Raw genomic sequence first — 20,309 nt, forward strand, 5'->3', positions numbered from 1 at the left:
GCGGGCGGCGGGGTGGCCCTTGGCCAGGTCGGCGGCGTGGGCGGCGATCTTGTAGGTGATGACGCCGTCCTTGACGTCCTGACGGTCGGGCAGGCCCAGATGCTCCTTGGGCGTGACGTAGCAGAGCATGGCCGTGCCGAACCAGCCGATCATGGCCGCGCCGATGGCGGATGTGATGTGGTCGTAGCCGGGCGCGATGTCGGTGGTCAGCGGCCCCAGCGTATAGAAGGGCGCCTCGTGGCAGTGCTTCAGCTGCTCGTCCATGTTCTGCTTGATCTTGTGCATCGGCACGTGGCCGGGGCCCTCGATCATGACCTGGCAGCCCTTGGCCCAGGCGATCTTGGTCAGCTCGCCCAGGGTGCGCAGCTCGGCGAACTGGGCCGCGTCGTTGGCGTCGGCGATGGAGCCGGGGCGCAGGCCGTCGCCCAGGCTGAACGAGACATCATAGGCGCGCATGATGTCGCAGATGTCCTCGAAATGCTCGTAGAGGAAGCTCTCCCTGTGGTGGGCCAGGCACCATTTGGCCATGATCGAGCCGCCGCGTGAGACGATGCCCGTCACCCGATTGGCCGTCAGGGGCACGAAGGGCAGGCGCACGCCGGCGTGGATGGTGAAATAGTCCACCCCCTGTTCGGCCTGTTCGATCAGGGTGTCGCGGAACACCTCCCAGGTCAGATCCTCGGCGATGCCGTTCACCTTCTCCAGCGCCTGATAGATGGGGACGGTGCCGATGGGGACGGGCGAGTTCCTGATGATCCAGTCGCGGATGTTGTGGATGTTCCTGCCCGTCGACAGGTCCATGACGTTGTCGGCGCCCCAGCGGGTGGCCCAGACCAGCTTGTCGACCTCGTCGTCCACCGAGGAGAGGACGGCGGAATTGCCGATGTTGGCGTTTATCTTCACCAGGAAGTTGCGGCCGATGATCATCGGCTCGACCTCGGGGTGGTTGATGTTGTGCGGGATGATGGCTCTTCCCCTCGCGATTTCATCGCGGACGAATTCGGGGGTGACGTAGTCGGGGATGCTCGCCCCGAAGCTCTCGCCATCCCGCTCGGCGCTAACGCTCGCGACGCGGTCGCTCGCTTCTTGAGCGCCTACGCTGGCAGGGTTCCGGCGCCTGAGGTTCTCCCGGATGGCGACATATTCCATCTCGGGGGTGATGATCCCGGCCTTGGCGTATTCGTACTGCGTCACCGGGCGGCCCGGGACGCCTTTGAAGACCTTGTGGTTCGAGACGTCGAAGCGGGGGGCGAGGTGTCTGCCGCTGGCGTGGCCGTTGTCTTCCGGCTTGACCTCGCGCGGGTTCGCCACGGGGGCGATGTCGCCGCGATCCAGCTGCCACGACGACTTCACCTTCGGCAGGCCGCGGGCGATGTCGATGGTCACGGTCGGGTCGGTGTAGGGGCCTGAGCTGTCATAGATCGTCACCGGCGGCTCGTTGGCGCTGGGGTGGACGGCGACCTCGCGGAAGGGGACGCGGATGTCGGGATAGAGTTCGCCCGCCACATAGACCTTCTTCGACCCCGCCCGTTCGCCGGTCGGGATGGAGCCGGTCTCCTTCATCACCTGCTCGCGGGCGTCCTTGAGGGCGAGATCGACATTGGGTTCGTGCGGTTCGGCGGGCGGGGTGACGGCGATGTTCATGGCGGCCTCTGTGCAAAAGAGGTCCGCCGACGTCGGGCGCGAGGGTCCTGTGGCTCGAGGACCGAAAGCGTTACTCATCCCTTCGCCGGCATGACCCGGATCAGGTTCGACGGGTCAGAGGAGAAACCTCTATCTCAGCCGCTCGATTGCGACCCCCCGGAGAACGCGCCCAGCATAACCCAGGCTCAGGGCGCCGACCAGCCCTTGACCGAGACGGACGCCGCGCGCGGATCGGCGTCGAAGCGCAGATAGGCGACGGCGTGGCCGTGGCCGGGGACGTAGTCCAGGGTCGCCGTGGCCGTCTGGTCGCCCAGCACCCCCTCGATGTCGACGGCGGCGGCCGTGTCGTCGCCGTCGTTCTGGACCCGCACGGTCGCCGCCTGGCCGGTTGCGGTGGACTGGACCGCGACGATGCGGGCGCTGAGGGCGGGCGGGGCCGGGGGCTGGCAGGCCTCCCACACCACCACGGCCACGGCGGCCAGGGTGACGGCGGCGCCGACCCCGGCCATGAGCCATTGCAGGATCGGTCGCGGGGCGTGGGATTTGGCGCGGGCTGTCTTGCTGGGGGGCATGGCGGTCAGACCAGGAGGCGCGCGGCGGCGGCGCCGATGGCGGCGGGAAAGCCCAGGACGATCACGGTCTGGACCACGCCCGCGACCGAATGGCCGTCGATCCGCCCGAAGACGAACAGGGCGAACAGGCTGATCCCCAGGGCGATGGCGTAGCCGGGCAGGGTGAAATGCAGGAAGGCGGCGGCGGGACGGTCGGCCTCTTCCTGGCCGGCGAAGCCCGCCTTGAACACGATCAGGTGCAGCAGCAGGATCGACACCGCGACCAGGGCCAGAGCATGCGCCGGCTCCGCCTTGTAGGCGATCAGGATCATCTCCTCGGTCGGGGCGACGTTCAGGGCGAAGAACAGGGCGCCCGCCGCCATCAGGAACAGCTCGCCGACATAGGACGCCTCCTCCTCGTCCGTGTCGCCCCCGCCGTCGCCCCCGCCGTCGCTGCTGAGCTGACGCCGCGCCAGAAGCGCGCCCATGGCGCCGGGGACGGCCTGGAGCGCGACCATGCCCAGGGCCTCGCGCGGGGGCGCGTTCCATTCGACCACGCCGAACAGGATCAGAAGGGTCGAAGCGGTGACGAAGCCGACCGCCAGGGCGACGGCCGTGTCCAGCGCATCGTTGACCAGGCCGCGCCGCTTCGAGAAGCCGGCGTAATAGGACAGGCCGTACAGCAGCGGCAGGCCGGCGAGGATGAAGGCCAGCAGCCGCCAGCGGTTCATGATCACGCCCTGCTCCCACATCTCCATCGTCATCAGCAGCGGAATGCTGAACACCAGAGCCCCGGCGAAGGCCCGGCCCAGATCGGCGACATAGGCCCGCTCGCGGCGAAGATCCAAAAGACGGGCGGCGGCGCTCATGACGACGGCAACGCTTGGAACGGACGTTGGCTCCCCGCCGCTCGCGGCCGCGAAGGGGGCGCGGTTGCGGCTTGCCGCGCGGCGCGGGCGCACCTAGTCATGGGCGGTGCCTGCCCAGTCCCTGATCATCGATTGCGACCCCGGCGTGGACGACGCCGTGGCGCTGTTCCTGGCCTTCGCCGCGCCCGAGCTGGAGGTGCTGGCCGTAACCACGGTCGCGGGCAACGTCCCCGGCCGCCTGACCCAGCGCAATGCGCGGATCGTGCGCCAGATCGCCGGGCGCGAGGACGCGCCCGTGTTCGGCGGGGCGGAGCGGCCGCTGAAACGGCCGCCGGCGGGGGCGGGCGCCTTTCACGGGGCCGAGGGGCTGGGCGACCTGGAGCCTTTCGAGCCGACGGGCATCGTCGGCGACGGGCCGGCGGCCAACGCCATCGTGGACCTGGTCATGCGCCGGCCCGAAGGGTCGGTGGCCGTCGCCGTCCTGGGGCCGATGACCAATCTGGCCCTGGCCATGCGGCGCGAACGGCGGCTGGCCGAACGGCTGGGGCCGGTCGTGGTCATGGGCGGGGCGCGCAGCGAGGGCGGCAACATCACGCCCTCGGCCGAGTTCAACGTCTGGGCCGACCCGGACGCGGCGGCGGTGGTGTTCGGATCGGGCTGCGACGTGGTCGCCTTCGGCCTGGACGTCACCCATCAGGTGCGCGCGACCGAGGCGCGGATCGCCGCCGTCGAAGCCGTCGACAGCGCGGCGGCGCGCGCCACGGCTTCGATGCTGCGGTTCTCGCAAAGGGTCGAGCGCGACACCGTTGGCTGGCCCACTTCCGATTGGGGCGCGCCCCTGCACGACCCCTGTCCCATCGCCTGGCTGATCCGGCCCGAACTGTTCCAGACCCGGCCGTGCCGGATCGAGGTGGAGACGGCGTCGGACCTGACGCGGGGCCATACGGCGGTGGAGTTCCGGGTCGATCCGGCGACGGCGCGCCATCGCTGGGCCGTGGCGGCGGACGCGCAAGGGGTGTTCGACCTGATCGTCGAGACGTTGAAGGATCAGGCGCGAGGGACGGGGGCATGAGGATCACCGTCGTCGGCTCGATCAACCTGGACCTGGTCGCCACGGCGCCGCAGCTGCCGGCGCCCGGCGAGACGGTGACGGGGGCGACCCTGGCGCGCCATCCCGGCGGCAAGGGCGCCAACCAAGCCTTGGCGGCGGAGAAGCTGGGGGCCGAGGTCTGTCTGATCGGCCGGGTCGGGAACGACGCCATGGCCGGCGAGGCCCTGGCCCTGATGGAGGAGATGGGCGTCGATCTGTCGGGGGTGGAGGTCGATGTGGCCGCGCCGACGGGCGTGGCCCTGATCGCCGTCGATCCGTCGGGCGAAAACCAGATCGTGGTGGCGGCGGGGGCCAATCACGGGGTCACGCCCGAACAGCTGCCGCAGCGGATCGAGGGGGCGCTGATCGTGCAACTGGAGCTGCCCGTCGAGACGGTGGAGGCGGCGGTCGGCCGGGCGACCGGCTTCGTCTGCGCCAATCTGGCGCCCGCCCGGCCGGTGTCGGAGCGGTTGCTGCGCCGCGCGGACCTGATCGTGGTCAACGAGACCGAGGCCGCCTTCTACGGCGACGGCCTGCACCGGGGCGGCGGCCGGGTGGTCGTGACCAGGGGCGCCAGGGGGGCGGCCATGCACCAGCGCGGCGTCGAAATGGCCTGGGCGACCCCGCCCGCCGTCGAGGCCGTGGATGCGACGGGGGCGGGCGACGTCTTCGTGGCGGCGATCGTCGTGGCCCTGCTGGAAGGGATGGACCCGGCCGAGGCGCTGAGGTTCGCCTGCACGGCGGGAGCGGCGGCGGCGACCCGGCCGGGGGCGCAACCGTCGGCGCCGGAGCGGCATGAGGTGGAGGCGCTGCTGACGGGGTGAGCGCGGTCTCTCTTGATCCGTTCGTCCCCGCGAAAGCGGGCACCCGGATCTGTCGCTCGGGAGTGCGTTGGATCAACAGAGCGTCTGTTCGTTCGGATCGTTCGCCCAACCCTGGGTCCCCGCTTTCGCGGGGATGAACGGAAAGACATGCAGATCGGCGTCCTTGTGACATTGTAACGCCGAAACGGCTTGCGGCGGTCGTCGGGTCGTCGTTAGTTGGCGTTCAAATCTGTGGGGACTTCAGACGATGATGATGCGTGGACGTGGGGCCGGGCTTGTTCTGGCGGCGGTGCTGTTGGCTTCGACCGCAGGGGCGGCGTTAGCCCAGAACGCGGCGCCGGCCGCAGGGCCGATGGTCTATCAGCAGCCGCCCCAGCCGATCGCGGACATACTGGACGCCAAGCCGACGCCGTCGCCGATGCTGAGCCCGGATCGCCGGACCCTGGTGCTGATGGATCGGTCGAACCTGCCCAGCATCAAGGCCCTGGCCGAGCCGATGCTGCGGCTGGCGGGCGCGCGGATCAATCCCCGGAACAACGGACCGGCCGAGAGCCGGGTCTCGTGGCTGACGGGGCTGAGCCTGCAGGCGGTCGACGGGGGCCAGCCCCGTGTGGTGGCCCTGCCGGCCGAGGCGCGGTTCACAGCGCCGCGTTTTTCGCCCGATGCGAAGTCGCTGGCCTTCGTGCTGGATCGGCCGACGGGGCTGGAGCTGTGGGTGGTGGACGTGGCCTCGGCGCGGGCGCGCAAACTGACCGAGCCGGTGGTCAATATGACGGGCGGAACCGGATACGAATGGCTGCCCGACAGTTCGGGCCTGCTGGTCGAGGCGGTGCCGGCGGGACGCGGTCCGGCGCCGGACGTGACCGCGGCGCCCACGGGGCCCAACATCGAGGAGACGGCCGGGCGGGTCGCGCCGGTGCGGACCTATCAGGACCTGTTGTCCAACCCCGGCGACGAGGCCCTGTTCGACCACTATTTCACCAGCCAGCTGACGCTGGTTCCGCTGAACGGCCGGGCGCGGACGATCGGGGCGCCGGCCGTCTATCTGGACGCCTCGGTGTCGCCGGACGGGAAATACATCCTGAACGAGATCGCCAAACGGCCCTATAGCTATGCGGTGCCGGACGACCTGTTCCCCACCGAAATCACGGTGACGGACCTGGACGGGCGGGTGGTGCGCACCGTCGCCGACCTGCCGCTGAGGGACGACGTGCCCACCGCCTTCGACGCCGTGGCGCCGGGGCCGCGTTCGGTGGGCTGGCGCGCCGATGCGCCCGCCACCCTGACCTGGGTCGAGGCGCTGGACGGGGGCGATATCCGGCGCGAGGCCGAGTTCAGGGACCGGGTGTTCATGCAGGCCGCGCCCTTCACGGCCGAGCCGGTCAAGCTGATCGACCTGAAGGAGCGTTACGCCGGGATCGTCTGGGGCAAGGACGACCTGGCCATCGTCAACAGCCGCTGGTTCAACACCCGCCACGAGACGCGCTTCACGGTCGATCCGTCCAATCCGGGTCAGGGCCGGGTGCTGCTGGAGCGGAACTATCAGGCGCGCTACGACAACCCCGGCCAGCCGGTGACGCAGCCGAACGCGGCGGGGCGTTCGACCATCCGCTTCACCCCCGACGGCAAGATCCTGATGTCCGGGGCCGGGGCGACGCCGCAGGGCGAATTCCCCTTCCTGGCCGCGATGGACCCGGCGACGGGGCGCAGCGAACGCCTGTGGACCTCGGCCGATACGGATTACGAGGCGGTGGTCGGCTTCCTGGATGCGGACGGCAAGCGGGTGGTGACGCAGCGCGAGACGCGGCTGGACCCGCCCAACCTTCAGATCCGCGACCTGGCGACCGGCCAGACGACGCCGCTGACCCACTTCCCCGATCCGGCGCCGCAATTGGCCGGGGCGACGCGCCAGCTCGTGACCTACGAGCGGGCGGACGGGGTCAAGCTGTCGGGGACGCTGTATCTGCCGGCCGGCTACGACAAGGATCGCGACGGGCCGCTGCCCATGCTGATGTGGGCCTATCCGGCCGAGTTCACCGATGCGGCGGTGGCGGGCCAGACGGTGGACGTGCAGAACCGCTTCGTGCGGCCGGGCGGGTCCAGCCACCTGTTCCTGCTGACCCAGGGCTATGCGATCTTCGACAACCCCTCCATGCCCATCATCGGCAAGGACGGGGCCGAGCCGAACGACACCTATGTCGAGCAGCTGACGGCGGACGCCCAGGCGGCGGTCGATGCGGTGGTGCGGATGGGGGTGGCGGACCGCGACCGGATCGCCGTGGGCGGCCACAGCTACGGCGCCTTCATGACGGCCAACCTGCTGGCGCATACCGATCTGTTCCGCACGGGGATCGCGCGGTCGGGCGCCTATAACCGGACGCTGACGCCGTTCGGCTTCCAGGCCGAGCAGAGGAATTATTGGGAGGCGACCGAGGTCTATACCGAGATGTCGCCCTTCACCTATGCCGACAAGCTGAACGAGCCGATCCTGCTGATCCACGGCGAGGCGGACGACAACTCCGGCACCTTCCCCATCCAGTCCGAGCGGTTCTATGCCGCGCTGAAGGGGCTGGGGGCGACGGCGCGCTACGTCACCCTGCCGCTGGAGGCGCACGGCTATCGCGCGCGGGAATCGGTGGGCCATACGCTGTGGGAGATGACCCGCTGGCTGGACCAGTATGTGAAGAACGCGCCGCCCAGGGCGGGCCGCTGAAAGGCGTTCATCACAACGGGCGCGACGAGGCCACGAAGGACACGACGGGACCGGACGCGCGTGGGTTTCCGGTTCTCATGTCCAGGCGGTGGGTCGATCTGCGGCTTCGCCGCCGCAGGCCATAGGGACGTTACGAACCGGCGCGGCTCCGTCGTGTTCGCTGTGGCCTCGCCGTGATCGTTGTGACGCCCCTTTTTCCAACGGCGCCGATAAGGCGTCACGGCCGGACGATCAGCCGCACCACCTCGCCGGCGTGCAGGCGGTCGAAGCCGGCGTTGATGTCGGAAAGCGGGATGACGCCGCTCATCAGACGGTCCACCGGCAGGCGGCCCTGGCGATACAGGGCGACATAGCGGGGGATGTCGCGGCTGGGGACGCAGGTGCCGATGTAGGAGCCCTTCAGGGTGCGCTCTTCCCCCACCAGGGAGACGACGTTGACGGCCAGGGCCGCGTCCGCCGGGGGCAGGCCGGCGGTGACGGTGGTTCCGCCGCGCCGGGTCATCGTCCAGGCGGCCTCCAGCGCCCGGACCGAGCCGGCCATCTCGAAGGCGAAGTCGGCGCCGCCGTTGGTCAGGGCGCGGACCTGATCCACCGCATCGGGGGCGGTGCCGTTGACCGTCTGGACGGGGCCGAGGGTGCGGGCCAGGGCCAGTTTGTCCTCCGACAGATCGACGGCGATCACGGGGCCGGCGCCCGAGGCCAGGGCGCCCAGGACGCTGGCCAGGCCGACGCCGCCCAGGCCGACGACGACGACGCTCTGGCCGGCCTTGACGCCGGCGGTGTTCACCACGGCGCCGACCCCGGTCAGGACCGCGCAGCCGAACAGGGCCGCCTCCTCGAACGCCAGGTCGGGGTCGATCCGAACCAGGGACCGGCGCGAGACGACGGCGTGGGCGGCGAAGGCGGAACAGCCCAGGTGGTGATTGACCGGCCGACCTTCGCGGAAGATGCGGCGGGCGCCGGCCAGAAGCTCGCCCCGGCCGTTGGCGGCGGCGCCCGGCTCGCACAGGGCCGGACGGCCCCCGGCGCACGGGTCGCAATGGCCGCAGGACGGCATGAAGACCATGACGACGTGGTCGCCGATGGCGAGGTCGTCGACGCCGTCCCCCAGCGCCTCGACCACCCCGGCGGCCTCGTGGCCCAGGGCCATCGGCAGGGGGCGGGGGCGGTCGCCGTTGATGACGGAAAGGTCCGAGTGACACAGGCCGGCGGCCTTGATCGCGACCAGCACCTCGCCGGGGCCGGGCGGGTCCAGGGTCACGGTCTGGACCGTCAGGGGGCGGCTGTCCGCATAGGGAAGGGCAGAGCCCATGCGGGACAGGACGGCGGCGCGGGTTTCAAGGCTCATCGGACTAGCCCCTGGGCGCTGTCGGCCAGCGCGTTCGTGATCGAAGCCCTATCGATAGACGCTTGACGCAAGGTCGTCCAAGCGAGAGCGTCCGAGGTCGAGAGCGACCGACCAGACGTCGCCAGGGAGAAGACGACCGATGCCCAAGAGGGATGAAGGCCCGCTGGCCGAACGCGCGACCTACAAGGCCTATCACATGGTCTCCACGCGCTGGGCCGACAACGACCAGTACGGCCATATCAACAACGCCAAATTCTACGAGTTCGTGGATTCGAACGAATCCATCGGCCTGGTGGTGGATTCGGGCTGCCGCTACACCTCGTCGCTGAAGTTCCCTGACGTGATCGAGGTGGGGATCAAGGTCGACCGCATCGGCACCTCCAGCGTCAGCTACGGCTTTGCGGTGTTCAAGCGCGGCGTCGACGTCCCCGCCGCCATCGGCCATTTCGTGCACGTCTATGTCGACGCCGAAACCCGCCGGCCCAAGCCGCTGCCGGCCAGGCTGAGGGCGGTGGTGGAGAACCTGAAGGCGGGCTGACGGGCGCGGACCATGGCGTGCTTGCCACCGGCCCCGTCCAGGCGCACCCTCGGGTCATGAGCACGCCAAGCGCACCCGAGGGTCGATACGCCTCGTTCGAGGCCTTCTATCCCTATTACATCCACGAACATTCCAACCGGACGTGCCGGCGCATCCATGTGGTCGGGACGGGTCTGGCGATCCTGGTCTTCGCCGTCTTCCTGGCGACGCGGAACCCGTGGTGGCTGCTGGCCATGCCTCTGGTCGGCTACGGTTTCGCCTGGGCGGGGCATTTCTTCTTCGAGAAGAACCGCCCGGCGACGTTCAAATATCCGCTGTGGAGCCTGATGGGCGATTTCCGCCTGTTCTTCGAGACCGTGACGGGGCGCCGTCGGTTCTGAATCGCCGGTCTTGATTTCAAGCTGCGCCGTTATCCGAAAACAATTAAGGTGCTCCGTGCGGCGGTTCGTCGCTGCTGGAGGGAGCCCCATGAAATCCATCGCCGCCATCGCCGCCGCCTGCGTCCTGCTGGCGCCCGGCGTCAGCCTGGCCCAGAAGGGCGCGGCCAAGCCCGACTTCACCCTGGACCCCAACTATGGCTCGGTGCGGCTGGAGACGGGCTTCACCCCCGATCCCTGGACCAAGTCGATCCTGGCCGGCGGATCGGTCCCCACCTCGGCCGCGCGTTCGGGCTGCGAGGGCAAGGTCAGCGCCGCGCCGGACCTGCGGCTGGACTATGAGGCCGGGTCGCTGGACCTGACCGTCATGTCCGCCGCCGCCGAGGACACGACCCTGCTGATCAACGGCCCGGACGGCCAATGGTATTGCGACGACGACAGCGGCGGCGGCCTGAACCCCAAGGTCCTGATCTCCGACCCGCAAAGCGGCCGTTACGACATCTGGGTCGGCACGTACGATGACGACATGGTCCAGTCGACGCTGCAGATCAGCGAACTGGACGGTGCGCAAAGCGCCGCGACCGGCGCCCCGGACATGGAGCTGGAGCCCAACTACGGCACGGCCCGCCTGCGCGGCGGCTTCACCCCCGACCCGTGGACCAAGTCGATCCTGGCGGGCGGCTCCACCCCGGCCTCGGCGGCCAAGTCGGGCTGCGAGGGCAAGGTCAGCGCCGCGCCCGACGTCCAGATCTTCTTCGAACCCGGAGAGGGCGACCTGACGTTCCGCGTGCGGGCGTCGGAGGACACCACCCTGTTGATCAACACCCCGAACGGCCGCTTCTATTGCGACGACGACGGCGGCGGCGGCGTGGACCCCAAGGTCACGATCACCAATCCGCAGAGCGGCCGCTACGATATCTGGGTCGGCACCTATAACGACAATATGGTGCAGTCGACGCTGGAAGTGTCCGAACTGGATTGAAGTCAGGCTTCATCACACGCGAAAACGCCGGCCGACCGCAGGGTCAGCCGGCGTTTTTCATGATCGGCCGCGGATCAGTTGGAGGCGGTGGTCCAGGCCGGGGGGCAGCCGTCGAAATCGCCGGCGTCCACGATGGTCAGGGTGCGCATGTTCAGGCGGCGCGCCTGGTTCATCGAGCCGCGGCCGTGGCCGGTGTAGAGGTCGATCTTCTGGCCCTTGATGGCGCCGCCGGTGTCGGACGCATACCAATAGCCGTCGTGCACGGTGCCGTCGGCCAGGCGCATCCCCACGGTCTCGCGGATGAACAGCTTGGTCCGGCGCGGAATGACGCGCGGATCGACCGCGACCGTGCGCATGGCGATCGGGCGGCAGCCCAGGGAATCGTTGCCCGTCGCCCCGCCGCCGCCGGCGTGATAGAGGCGGGCCGAGGCGCGCCAGTCGGGATCGCTGGCCATCAACTCGGTCTGTTCGGCGTTCGACGCCGTTTCTTCGGCTTCGGAACCGATCGTTTCGGCAGGGGTTTCAACCCTGACCTTATCCGCCGCGACAGCGACATCGTAGGGGACGGGCCCGTTCGTCATCGACGACAGGGCGGTCCAAAACATGGCGAGAGCAGCGGACGCGCCGATCATAGGCTTGGCTCAGGAAGCGCCGGCTCCCAACGCCGCCGGCGCGCACTTTGTCGCGTTAACTTGTGGCGAGAAAGCGGCGAACGGCCCGAACGCGCGCCGTGTTACCGTTTGTTTCCGTGCTAGATGATTGAAAACAATACGGGACTTTGCCGGATCGCGCGGCCGATCACGCGGGCTCGGCACGCGCCTTGGGCCTCTCGAATCGGAGATTAAGGCCGATCTGGACGACCGGCGGGGACCTTTTCTTCCGTCGATCCCGCCCTGATGTCGGCCCTTCCGACGGCTCTAGGCGGCCCGGTCGCGCCGCGCCTCGGCCTCGCGCACGGCCTCGACGGCCCGGTCCAGCACCTCCAGCCCCGCGCCTGGCCGGATCGCCTCGACCGTCAGGATGCGCCGGAAGGCCCGGGCGCCCGGCCGGCCGTGCATCAGACCCAGCATGTGCCGCGTCATCGCCGACAGGGCGACGCCCTCGGCCAGGCGCGCGGCCATATAGGGGCGATACCGTTCGATCGCCTGCAAGGCGTCGATGTCGGCGACCGCTTCGCCGAACAGCCGCCGGTCCGCCTGACCCAGGATGGCCGGCTCGTGATAGGCCGCGCGGCCCAGCATGACCCCGTCCAGCCGCACGCCGTCGGCCTCGGCCAGCAGGGCCTCGGCCGCGTCCAGAGACGCGATCCCCCCATTGATCGACACGTTCAGATGCGGCCGCTCGCGCTTCAATCGGCGCACCAGCCCATAGTCCAGCGGCGGCACGTCGCGGTTCTCCTTGGGCGACAGGCCCTGTAGCCAGGCCTTGCGCGCATGGACGATGAAGACCCTGATCCCGACGGCGGCGCAGGCGTCCGCCGTGGCGAACAGGCTGACCTCCGGGTCCTGGTCGTCCACCCCGATGCGGCATTTGACGGTGGCGGGCGCGGCGACGGCCTCGCGGATCGCCGCCATGCATTCCGCCACAAGTTCCGGCTCGCGCATCAGGCAGGCCCCGAACCGTCCCGACTGGACCCGGTCGGACGGACAGCCGACGTTCAGATTGATCTCGTCATAGCCGAAGGCCTCGCCGATCCGGGCGGCCTCGGCCAATTGCGCCGGATCGGACCCGCCCAGTTGCAACGCCACCGGATGCTCCAGCCCGTCGAACCCCAGCAGCCGTTCCCGGTCCCCATGCACCACCGCCGGCGCCGTCACCATCTCCGTGTACAGCAGCGCCCGCCCCGTCAGCGCACGATGAAACGCCCGGCAATGCCGGTCGGTCCAGTCCATCATGGGCGCGATGGAGAGTCTGCGGGATTGATCGAGCGACATGTCTTGAGGCGGGCCGAAGGCGGGAGCGGGGTCGCTGTATAGGCCAAAGCCTTCGCAAACGCGATGAGGCGCGCAGGTTCGCCGGCTTCCCTTTGAAGCCTTCTCGCCTGGGACGATCTGGCGTCTTGCTTTTGAGAACCAGTCGCATTACGAGCGGCTGGTTTTTAGGGATATGTCATGCGCCGCCGTCTGCTCCTCGCCACCGTCTTCGCCCTCGTCCCCGTCGCGGCCTTCGCCCAAAGTCAGGGCCAGGGCCAGGATCAGACTCAGGCGCAGCAGCCGGCCGCCCTCGAGGATGTCGTCGTCACCGCCTCGACGCGGGCGCAGCGGGTGGTCGAGGCGCCGGCCTCGATCTCGGTGGTGACGGCCGAGACGCTGGCCAATCGGCCGAACGCCGACCTGACCGATGCGCTGCGCGACGTCGAGGGCGTTTCGGTCAGCGGCGGCTCAAACAGTCAGGACATCTTCATTCGCGGCCTGCCGGGCAGCTACACCCTGATCCTGGTGGACGGAAAGCGCCAGTCGACGCGCGACAGCCGGGTCAACGGCAACGCCGGTTTCGAGCAGAGCTTCACCCCGCCGTCGGGCGCCATCGAGCGGATCGAGGTGGTGCGCGGGCCGATGTCGTCCCTGTACGGCTCCGACGCCATCGGCGGCGTGATCAACATCATCACCAAGAAGGTGCCCGCCCGCTGGGGCGGCTCCATCGGCGGCGACTACGTGGCCCAGGAGGACGGCGCCTCGGGCGACTGGCGCCAGGCCCAGGGCTATCTGGCCGGGCCGCTGGTGGACGGCGTCCTGGGCGCCCAGATCTGGGGGCGCAGCTACACGCGCGACGAGGATCACATCCTGGGCGGCGTCAACGGCGGCGAGGACTGGAACCTGACCGGCCGCCTGGCCTGGACCCCCAATGCGGACCACGAGGTGCTGCTGCAGGTCGACCGGACCGAGGTGAAGCGCGAGAACACCGCCGGCGCGACCCTGGCCGCCACGGCCGCCTCCAACTACAACACCAACGAACGCACGGCCGCGTCCCTGGGCTGGAACGGTCGCTGGGACTGGGGGACCAGCGCCCTTTCGGTGCTGCGCGAACAGACCCAGCGCGAGACCTTCACTCGCCGCGCCGGCGCCTTCGTCCAGGACGCGCGCGCGCCCGAACTGACCAACACCGTCTATGACGCCCTGTTCAACATCCCGCTGGAGGGGTCGCCGCTGGGCGATCATCAGCTGGTCGTGGGCGGCCAGTATGTCGAGAACAGGCTGGTCGACCTGAACCCCGGCGTCAGCGCGACCCAGCCGGGAACCTTCACCGTGTGGCAGCGCGCCCTGTTCGTCGAGGACGAATGGCGCCTGAACGAGCGTTTCGCCCTGACCGGCGGCCTGCGATTCGACGATCACGAACGCTACGGTTCGCACTGGAGCCCGCGCCTGTATGCGGTCTGGACCCCGGCCGAGGCCTGGACGATCAAGGGCGGCGTCTCGACCGGCTTCCGCGCGCCCGAACTGCGCCAGGTGGCCGAAGGCTACGCCTACACGACCGGCGGGGCGACCTGCTCGGTCGGGCCGAACGGCACCTGCGGCGTCATCCTGGGCGACCCGGACATCGAGCCGGAAACCAGCACCAACTACGAGATCAGCGTGCTGTGGAACCCGTCCACGACCCTGTCGGCCAGCGCCACCGTCTTTCGCACCGCCTTCAAGGACAAGATCGACAGCGCCCTGGTCTACAATCAGGATGGAACCATCGCGCGCTGGAGCGAGAACCCCAACTACCGCCTGTACTACTGGTACAATCTTCAGGACGCCGACCTGCAGGGGGTGGAGCTGTCGGGCCGCTGGCGGCCCGCCAGCCGGCTGGGGTTGAAGGCGGGCTACACCTACACCGACTCCGAACAGAAGTCGGGGACCTACAAGGGCCTGCCGCTGTCGCGCACGCCCGAGCACATGGCCAACATCCGCGCCGACTACGACGCCAGCGACCGGCTGAACCTGTGGGGCGCCGTCAACTACCACGGCGAGGAGCTGAACGCGGGCCTGCGCGTCGGTTCGAACGGCCAGCCGATCCTGAACGGCGCCACCCAGGTGGGCCGCCGCTACCCCAGCTACACCACCGTCGACATCGGCGCGAACTGGCGCGTGACCCCGGCCGTCAGCGTCAAGGCCGGCGTCTACAATCTGGGCGACGAGGCGATCGACGTCGCCGACTACGACTTCCAGGGCGACGGCCGCCGGGGCTGGATCGGCGTGAGCTACAGCTTCTGATGCGCCGCGCCCTGCTCGTCGCCGTCTGCGGCCTGGCGGTCCTGGCCGCGGCTCCCGCCCTGGCCCAGCCGGCCCAGGCCGCGCGCGTGGAGCCGACCATCGCCGAGATCGGTTCGGCCCATTATCGGTTCGAGCGGCTGTCGGTCACGTCCGAGGACGGGGCGCGCGTCTATCGCATCTGGATCGCCACGCCCCGAAAGGCCGCCCCGCCTTCCGGCTATCCGGTCGCCTGGCTGCTGGACGGCGACGCCGCCCTGGCGCGGATCGACGAGGCCCTGCTGGCGCGGCTCGACGCCGGCGATCCGCCCGTGATCGTCACCGTCGGCTACGAAGGCGACCGCCAGTTCGATGTCCTGGCGCGGGCCTTCGACTATACGCCGCGCCCGTCGGGCGACGCCCCGGCCGTCGATCCCGCCGGGCGGCCGGGCGGCGGGGCCGACGCCTTCCTGACCCTGCTGCACGACCGCATCGGGCCGGAAGTCGCCCGCCGCGTCGCCGTCGATCCGGCGCGCAGCCTGATCTGGGGCCATTCCTATGGCGGACTGTGCGTGCTGCACGCCGCCCTGACGCGGCCCGACGCCTATCGCGCCTTCGTCGCGGCCAGCCCGTCCCTGTGGTGGGGCTATGGCGCGGTGCTGAAGGAGGCGCCGCCCTTTCTGGCGCGGCCGTCGCGCCCGGCCATGACCCTGACCCTTCTGGTGGGCGAGGACGAGGCTCAGGGCCGGTCGTCGCGTCCGCACCTGCATCCGATGTGGACGTCCGTGCCCGTCGGCGCGACGCGCGACCTGGCGACGCAGTTGACGGGGGCGGGGGTCGATGTCCGCTATGGCCAGATGCCGGGCCAGGGGCATGGCGGAATGCTGGCCGCCTCCTTGATCCCGACCCTTCTGTCCCTGGCGGGCGTCGCCCCGGCGCCCGGAGAGCCCCTGTCATGAACGCCTCGCCCCCTTGCGTCTTGTCGCGCCGGTCCGCCCTGTTGGGGCTTTCCGGCCTGTCCTTGGGCGGCCTGTCCTTGGGCGGCCTGTCGCTGCTGGCGGCGTGCGGGCCGGTCGACGAGGCGGCGTCCGCCTCGAACCTGAAGGACCTGCGCGGCCGGCCCGTCCAGCCCCTGGCGTCGGGCCGGAAGATCAGCATCGACGACGGCCGTTACCTGATCGCCCTGGCCCTGATCCATCCCGATCCGGTCTCGCTGCTGTCGGCCTGGGGCGGGGACGTGAACCGGATCAGCCCGGATATGTACAAGGCCTTCGTCGACAAGTTCCCGGCCCTGGCCGCCCTACCCAAAATTCCCCGTTCCGGCGAACCCTTCAACCTGGAGGCCGTGCTGGCGGCCCATCCGGCGACGGCGGTGGTGTCGATCGATTCCGGTCCCAGCGACGAACAGGCGGCCCAGCTTCAGGCGGCGGGCGTGCCGGTCGCCTTCATCGACTTCTTCAACCATCCGTTCGAGAACCAGGCCCGCAGCCTGGCCCTGCTGGGCGCCTTGATCGGCCGCGGCGAACAGGCCGCCGCCTTCAACGCCTTCAAGAAGGCCCGCCTGGACGCCATCTCGGCCAAGGTGGCGACCGTGCCGATGGACCGGCGGCCGACGGTCTTCCTGGAACCGCACGCCATGATCACGCCCGACTGCTGCAACTCGCCGGGGCGGGGCAATGTCGGCGACTACATCGCCTTCGTCGGCGGGCGCAACATCGGCGCGGACGTGCTGACGGCGCCGACCGGAAAGCTGAACCTGGAATATGTCATCCAGCGCGACCCGGACGTCTATATCGCCACCGGCGGCCCGCACCTGGCCAAGGCCGGCGGCTTCGTCGTGGGGCCGGACTTCACGGCCGAACAGTCGCAGGCGGGCCTGCGCCGCGTCACGGGCCGTGCGGGCATCTCGACGCTGAAGGCGGTGCGTCAGGGGCGCGCCCACGGCCTGTCGCATCAGCTGATCAACTCCCCCATCGACATCGTCGCCACCGAGGTTCTGGCCAAGTGGATTCATCCCGAACTGTTCGGCGATCTGAACCCGCGCGCCACCCTGGACCAGATCAACCGGCAGTTCCTGGCCGTGCCCTATCGCGGCGACTACTGGGCCGACCTGACGCCCGCCTGATCCATTCCCCGAAGACCGAAGAAGGACTATGCCGATGACCTCCGTTCGTTTCGCCGTCGCCGCCGCCGCCCTGCTGGCCGCGACGGCCGCGCCCGCCCTGGCCCATACGGCCGTCCTCGCCCAGCCGGCGGCCAGCGCCGGCGCGCCCAGCATCGTCAAGTCGGTCAAGGTCGAGCCCGGCGGCCTGTACGAGATCGTCTTCAACCCGGTCGACAGCACTCTGCTGGTCGCCGCCGTCGGCCCGCGCGGCGAGACGCGCGGCGCCATCGCCCGCCTGAGCGCCGACCTGACGCCGGGCCAGGCCATCGACGTCTCGGCCAACCCGCTCTACGGCCTGGGCTTCAACAGCCGCACCCAGACGCTTTACGGCACGGCGACCCGTTCCGGCTCCGTCGGGGTGGTGGATGTCAGGACCGGCCGTCTGGTCGCCACCATCAAGGACGGCGACGACGATTCCGCCCACGTCCGCGAGGTCATCGTCGACGAGGCGCGCAACAAGGCCTATGTCACCGTCGTCGGCGGGGAGGCGAACGACGCCAGCCGCCCGAACCAGATCTGGGTCGTCGACGGCGCGACCAACACCCTGGAGCGCAAGATCGCCGCCCCGGTTGGCGGCCTGACCGGCGCAGCGCTGGACGCCCGGAACAACCGCCTGTTCGTCACGGGCATGAGCTCCAACGACGTGGGCGTCATCGACCTGTCGACGGGCCAGTCCGCCGGAACCTGGCCCACCGGCAGCGAAAAGCCCACCAACGTCGCCTTCGACGCGCGCGGGAACCGTCTGTTCGTGGCCAGCCAGGGCACGGGCGACCTGACCGTCCTGAACGCCGCCGACGGCGCGGTGATCAGGAAGGTGCCGACCGGCGAGGGCGCGCTCAGCGTCGCCTACAATCCCGGAAACGATCAGGTCTATGTCGCCAACCGCCAGGCGGGCACGGTGACGGTGGTGAACGGCGCAGACTACGCCGTCCTGGCCAATCTCCAGACCGGCACCTTCCCCCAGACCATCGCCATCGATCCGGCGACCAACGCCGTCTATGTGACCAACAAGGCGCGGGGCCTGCCGCGCAACGCCCCGGCCGGCACGCCCGTCCCGGTCGATCCGGCCGGCGACACCGTCACCCTGATCCGGCCCTGATCCAAGGGTCTGATCCAAGGGCCTGAGCCAAGGGCTGACCCAAACAAGTGCGTCGACGCCCCGACGGGGCGTCGGCGCCTGCGGTTCAGAGCACCGCGTCCACCAGCACCTGAATCTGGCCGCGCGCGCAGGGTTCGACGCGGGCGCGCACCTGCCAGACGTCGGCCAGGACGGCGGGGGTGACGGCTTCGGCGGGGCTGCCTTCGACCTGCACCCGACCGTTCGCCAGGACCACGATCCGGTCCGAGACCCGCGCGGCCGCCTGCAGGTCGTGCAGCACCATCGCCACGACGGCCTGGTTCTCCTGCGCATAGGCGCGGGCCAGGCCGAACACCTCCAACTGGTGACGCAGATCGAGCGCGCTGGTCGGTTCGTCCAGCAGCAGGACGCGCGGTTGGCGCACCATTGCCTGGGCCAGGGCGGCGATCTGGCGCTGGCCGCCCGACAGCCGGTCCAGCCGCTTCAACGCCAGATCGACCGCCCCCACCCGTTCCAGCGCCGCCAGGGCGCGCACCTCGGCCCGGGCCGAACCGGCGGCCGAGGGCGAGGCCTCCAGCGCGGCGATCACCGTCTCCAGCACCGTCAGGGCCACGTCCTGGGGCAGGGTCTGGGGCATGTAGGCGACGTGCCGGGCCCGCTCGGCGATGGACATCCGGTTCAGGTCCAGCCCGTCCAGCAACACCTGGCCCGAGGCGGGCGTCAGCCCGGCGATGGCCCGCATCAGGGTCGTCTTGCCCGCCCCGTTCGGCCCGATCAGGGACACGACCTGACCCGCCGCCAGCGGCTGCAAGGCCATGTCGGACAATATGGCGCGGTCGCCGTAGCGGGCGGTCAGATGCTGGACGACCAGGCTCATCCCCGCGCCCCGCTGCGGAAGATCAGGAACAGGAAGGCCGGCACCCCGATCACCGCCGTCACCACCCCGACGGGCAGAAGCGCGCCCGGAACCAGGGTCTTGGACGCCGCCGAGGCCAGGGACATCAACAGCGCCCCGCTCAGCACGCTGGCGGGCAGATAGAGCCGGTGATCCTCGCCGACCAGCAGCCGGGCGATGTGCGGCCCGACCAGGCCGACGAAACCGACCACGCCGACGAAGGCCACGGCGGCGGCGGACAGCAGGCTGGCGCGCAAGAGCGAAAAGAATCTCAACCGCGCCACATCGACCCCCGCGCTCGACGCCCGGTCCTCGCCCAGCCTCAGCGCCGTCAAGGCTCGCGCCGCCGCCCAGGAGAAGGGCAGGGTCAGGACGACGACCGCCGCCAGCACGGCGACCGAGCGCCAGCTGGCCCGCGACAGCGACCCCATGGTCCAGAACACCAGCTGTTGCAGCGCCTCCTGCGAGGCGACGAACTGGACCAGGGCGGTCAGGGCGTTGAAGGCGAAGACCAGGGCGATGCCGAACAGGACGATGCTCTGCACCCCGCCGCGCCGCGCCCGCGCCAGGGCCTGCAGCAGCAGCACCGATCCGAAGGCGAAGACGAAGGCGTTCAGCGCCACCACCCCGTCCGCCGGGATGAAGGGCAGGCCCAGCCCCAGCACGATGGCCAGGGACGCGCCGAACGACGCCGCCGACGAGACGCCCAGGGTGAAGGGGCTGGCCAGGGGGTTGTTCAGCACCGTCTGCATCTCGGCCCCCGACAGGGCCAGGGCCGCCCCGACCAGGATCGCCGTCAGGGCGTAGGGCAGGCGGATCTGCCAGACGATGGCGGCCTCCGACGGGCTAAGCAGGTCGGGCCGCACGATGCCGGTGACGATCCGCCAGGCCGACAGGCCCGACGGCCCCGTCGCGGCGTCCAGGCACAGCGCCAGCCCGCAGGCGACCGCCAGCCCGGCCAGAAGCAGCTGGCGGCGCAGCCGCAGGCGGCGGTGCCGGCCCAGGACCTGGAGCGCGGCGTCGGAGGCGGAAAGGGAAATGTCCATCATCGGAATGCGTCGCAT

General features: G+C 70.1%; 18 protein-coding genes and 1 riboswitch. Of the genes, 10 read left to right on the forward strand and 8 right to left on the reverse strand.

Annotated elements, in window-relative coordinates:
- The 3 genes from thiC to DI624_RS14080 form a co-directional block, all read right to left on the reverse strand.
- Positions 1–1,563 (reverse strand): phosphomethylpyrimidine synthase ThiC (gene thiC / locus DI624_RS14070; protein ID WP_291539795.1); only part of this gene is annotated, 1,563 nt, incomplete at its 3' end.
- A gap of 140 nt (positions 1,564–1,703) precedes the next feature.
- Positions 1,704–1,813, reverse strand: a riboswitch (TPP riboswitch).
- Between the two features lie 16 nt (positions 1,814–1,829).
- Positions 1,830–2,216: a hypothetical protein gene (locus tag DI624_RS14075; RefSeq protein WP_291539742.1), complete on the reverse strand. Its 387-nt coding sequence runs from the start codon at positions 2,214–2,216 to the stop codon at positions 1,830–1,832.
- 5 nt (positions 2,217–2,221) lie between these two features.
- Complete coding sequence (locus DI624_RS14080) at positions 2,222–3,064, reverse strand: TIGR02587 family membrane protein (RefSeq protein WP_291539744.1); 843 nt, start codon at positions 3,062–3,064, stop codon at positions 2,222–2,224.
- A 106-nt stretch (positions 3,065–3,170) separates the two neighbouring features.
- On the opposite strand from DI624_RS14080, the gene DI624_RS14085 reads away from it, so the two are divergent.
- From DI624_RS14085 to DI624_RS14095, 3 genes are all read left to right on the forward strand, one after another.
- Positions 3,171–4,136, forward strand: a complete 966-nt coding sequence (locus DI624_RS14085; protein ID WP_291539745.1) for a nucleoside hydrolase — start codon at positions 3,171–3,173, stop codon at positions 4,134–4,136.
- Positions 4,133–4,978 carry a ribokinase gene (locus DI624_RS14090; RefSeq protein WP_291539746.1) on the forward strand — a complete coding sequence of 282 codons (846 nt, stop codon included), beginning with the start codon at positions 4,133–4,135 and terminating at the stop codon, positions 4,976–4,978. The genes DI624_RS14085 and DI624_RS14090 overlap by 4 nt, the downstream gene beginning before the upstream one ends.
- A 247-nt stretch (positions 4,979–5,225) precedes the next feature.
- Positions 5,226–7,691 (forward strand): prolyl oligopeptidase family serine peptidase, encoded by a 2,466-nt coding sequence (locus DI624_RS14095; RefSeq protein WP_291539747.1) that lies wholly within the window; start codon positions 5,226–5,228, stop codon positions 7,689–7,691.
- Between the two features lie 217 nt (positions 7,692–7,908).
- Here DI624_RS14095 and DI624_RS14100 read toward each other — a convergent pair whose 3' ends face one another.
- Complete coding sequence (locus DI624_RS14100) at positions 7,909–9,039, reverse strand: zinc-dependent alcohol dehydrogenase family protein (protein ID WP_291539749.1); 1,131 nt, start codon at positions 9,037–9,039, stop codon at positions 7,909–7,911.
- A gap of 139 nt (positions 9,040–9,178) precedes the next feature.
- Between DI624_RS14100 and DI624_RS14105 the strand changes: the two genes are divergently transcribed.
- From DI624_RS14105 to DI624_RS14115, 3 genes are all read left to right on the forward strand, one after another.
- The gene (locus tag DI624_RS14105; RefSeq protein ID WP_291539751.1) at positions 9,179–9,577 is read left to right on the forward strand and encodes a thioesterase family protein; all 399 of its coding nucleotides are present in this window, start codon (positions 9,179–9,181) and stop codon (positions 9,575–9,577) included.
- A 56-nt stretch (positions 9,578–9,633) separates the two neighbouring features.
- Positions 9,634–9,957, forward strand: coding sequence for an Mpo1-like protein (locus DI624_RS14110; protein WP_291539753.1), 324 nt, complete (start codon positions 9,634–9,636; stop codon positions 9,955–9,957).
- A gap of 88 nt (positions 9,958–10,045) precedes the next feature.
- Positions 10,046–10,936: a hypothetical protein gene (locus tag DI624_RS14115; RefSeq protein ID WP_291539755.1), complete on the forward strand. Its 891-nt coding sequence runs from the start codon at positions 10,046–10,048 to the stop codon at positions 10,934–10,936.
- A gap of 74 nt (positions 10,937–11,010) precedes the next feature.
- Here DI624_RS14115 and DI624_RS14120 read toward each other — a convergent pair whose 3' ends face one another.
- Positions 11,011–11,517, reverse strand: a complete 507-nt coding sequence (locus tag DI624_RS14120; RefSeq protein WP_291539756.1) for a 3D domain-containing protein — start codon at positions 11,515–11,517, stop codon at positions 11,011–11,013.
- Positions 11,518–11,853: 336 nt separating this feature from the next.
- Entirely contained in the window at positions 11,854–12,870 is a 1,017-nt protein-coding gene (dusA, locus tag DI624_RS14125; protein ID WP_291539758.1) for a tRNA dihydrouridine(20/20a) synthase DusA, read from the reverse strand.
- A gap of 177 nt (positions 12,871–13,047) precedes the next feature.
- Between dusA and DI624_RS14130 the strand changes: the two genes are divergently transcribed.
- From DI624_RS14130 to DI624_RS14145, 4 genes are read left to right on the forward strand one after another with little or no spacing between them, the layout of a single operon-like run.
- Positions 13,048–15,132, forward strand: coding sequence for a TonB-dependent receptor (locus DI624_RS14130; protein ID WP_291539760.1), 2,085 nt, complete (start codon positions 13,048–13,050; stop codon positions 15,130–15,132).
- Positions 15,132–16,067 (forward strand): alpha/beta hydrolase-fold protein, encoded by a 936-nt coding sequence (locus DI624_RS14135; protein WP_291539762.1) that lies wholly within the window; start codon positions 15,132–15,134, stop codon positions 16,065–16,067. The genes DI624_RS14130 and DI624_RS14135 overlap by 1 nt, the downstream gene beginning before the upstream one ends.
- Positions 16,064–17,233 (forward strand): ABC transporter substrate-binding protein, encoded by a 1,170-nt coding sequence (locus tag DI624_RS14140; protein WP_291539764.1) that lies wholly within the window; start codon positions 16,064–16,066, stop codon positions 17,231–17,233. Before DI624_RS14135 ends, DI624_RS14140 begins: the two co-directional genes overlap by 4 nt.
- A gap of 34 nt (positions 17,234–17,267) precedes the next feature.
- Positions 17,268–18,371 (forward strand): YncE family protein, encoded by a 1,104-nt coding sequence (locus DI624_RS14145; protein WP_291539766.1) that lies wholly within the window; start codon positions 17,268–17,270, stop codon positions 18,369–18,371.
- 85 nt (positions 18,372–18,456) lie between these two features.
- Here DI624_RS14145 and DI624_RS14150 read toward each other — a convergent pair whose 3' ends face one another.
- Both DI624_RS14150 and DI624_RS14155 read right to left on the reverse strand, forming a co-directional pair.
- The gene (locus DI624_RS14150) at positions 18,457–19,227 is read right to left on the reverse strand and encodes an ABC transporter ATP-binding protein (protein ID WP_291539768.1); all 771 of its coding nucleotides are present in this window, start codon (positions 19,225–19,227) and stop codon (positions 18,457–18,459) included.
- Positions 19,224–20,294, reverse strand: coding sequence for an iron ABC transporter permease (locus DI624_RS14155; RefSeq protein WP_291539770.1), 1,071 nt, complete (start codon positions 20,292–20,294; stop codon positions 19,224–19,226). The genes DI624_RS14150 and DI624_RS14155 overlap by 4 nt, the downstream gene beginning before the upstream one ends.
- Positions 20,295–20,309 lie beyond the last annotated feature (15 nt).

The organism is Brevundimonas sp. (assembly GCF_003248455.1).
Classification (GTDB): Bacteria; Pseudomonadota; Alphaproteobacteria; order Caulobacterales; family Caulobacteraceae; genus Brevundimonas.

Bases quoted from the DNA above. Each gene is read 5' to 3' on its own strand.
- DI624_RS14075 (WP_291539742.1), bottom strand. From the start codon at position 2,216: ATGCCCCCCAGCAAGACAGCCCGCGCCAAATCCCACGCCCCGCGACCG.
- DI624_RS14080 (WP_291539744.1), bottom strand. From the start codon at position 3,064: ATGAGCGCCGCCGCCCGTCTTTTGGATCTTCGCCGCGAGCGGGCCTAT.
- DI624_RS14090 (WP_291539746.1), top strand. From the start codon at position 4,133: ATGAGGATCACCGTCGTCGGCTCGATCAACCTGGACCTGGTCGCCACG.
- DI624_RS14095 (WP_291539747.1), top strand. From the start codon at position 5,226: ATGATGATGCGTGGACGTGGGGCCGGGCTTGTTCTGGCGGCGGTGCTG.
- DI624_RS14100 (WP_291539749.1), bottom strand. From the start codon at position 9,039: ATGAGCCTTGAAACCCGCGCCGCCGTCCTGTCCCGCATGGGCTCTGCC.
- DI624_RS14105 (WP_291539751.1), top strand. From the start codon at position 9,179: ATGCCCAAGAGGGATGAAGGCCCGCTGGCCGAACGCGCGACCTACAAG.
- DI624_RS14110 (WP_291539753.1), top strand. From the start codon at position 9,634: ATGAGCACGCCAAGCGCACCCGAGGGTCGATACGCCTCGTTCGAGGCC.
- DI624_RS14115 (WP_291539755.1), top strand. From the start codon at position 10,046: ATGAAATCCATCGCCGCCATCGCCGCCGCCTGCGTCCTGCTGGCGCCC.
- DI624_RS14120 (WP_291539756.1), bottom strand. From the start codon at position 11,517: ATGACGAACGGGCCCGTCCCCTACGATGTCGCTGTCGCGGCGGATAAG.
- dusA (WP_291539758.1), bottom strand. From the start codon at position 12,870: ATGTCGCTCGATCAATCCCGCAGACTCTCCATCGCGCCCATGATGGAC.
- DI624_RS14130 (WP_291539760.1), top strand. From the start codon at position 13,048: ATGCGCCGCCGTCTGCTCCTCGCCACCGTCTTCGCCCTCGTCCCCGTC.
- DI624_RS14135 (WP_291539762.1), top strand. From the start codon at position 15,132: ATGCGCCGCGCCCTGCTCGTCGCCGTCTGCGGCCTGGCGGTCCTGGCC.
- DI624_RS14140 (WP_291539764.1), top strand. From the start codon at position 16,064: ATGAACGCCTCGCCCCCTTGCGTCTTGTCGCGCCGGTCCGCCCTGTTG.
- DI624_RS14145 (WP_291539766.1), top strand. From the start codon at position 17,268: ATGACCTCCGTTCGTTTCGCCGTCGCCGCCGCCGCCCTGCTGGCCGCG.
- DI624_RS14150 (WP_291539768.1), bottom strand. From the start codon at position 19,227: ATGAGCCTGGTCGTCCAGCATCTGACCGCCCGCTACGGCGACCGCGCC.
- DI624_RS14155 (WP_291539770.1), bottom strand. From the start codon at position 20,294: ATGATGGACATTTCCCTTTCCGCCTCCGACGCCGCGCTCCAGGTCCTG.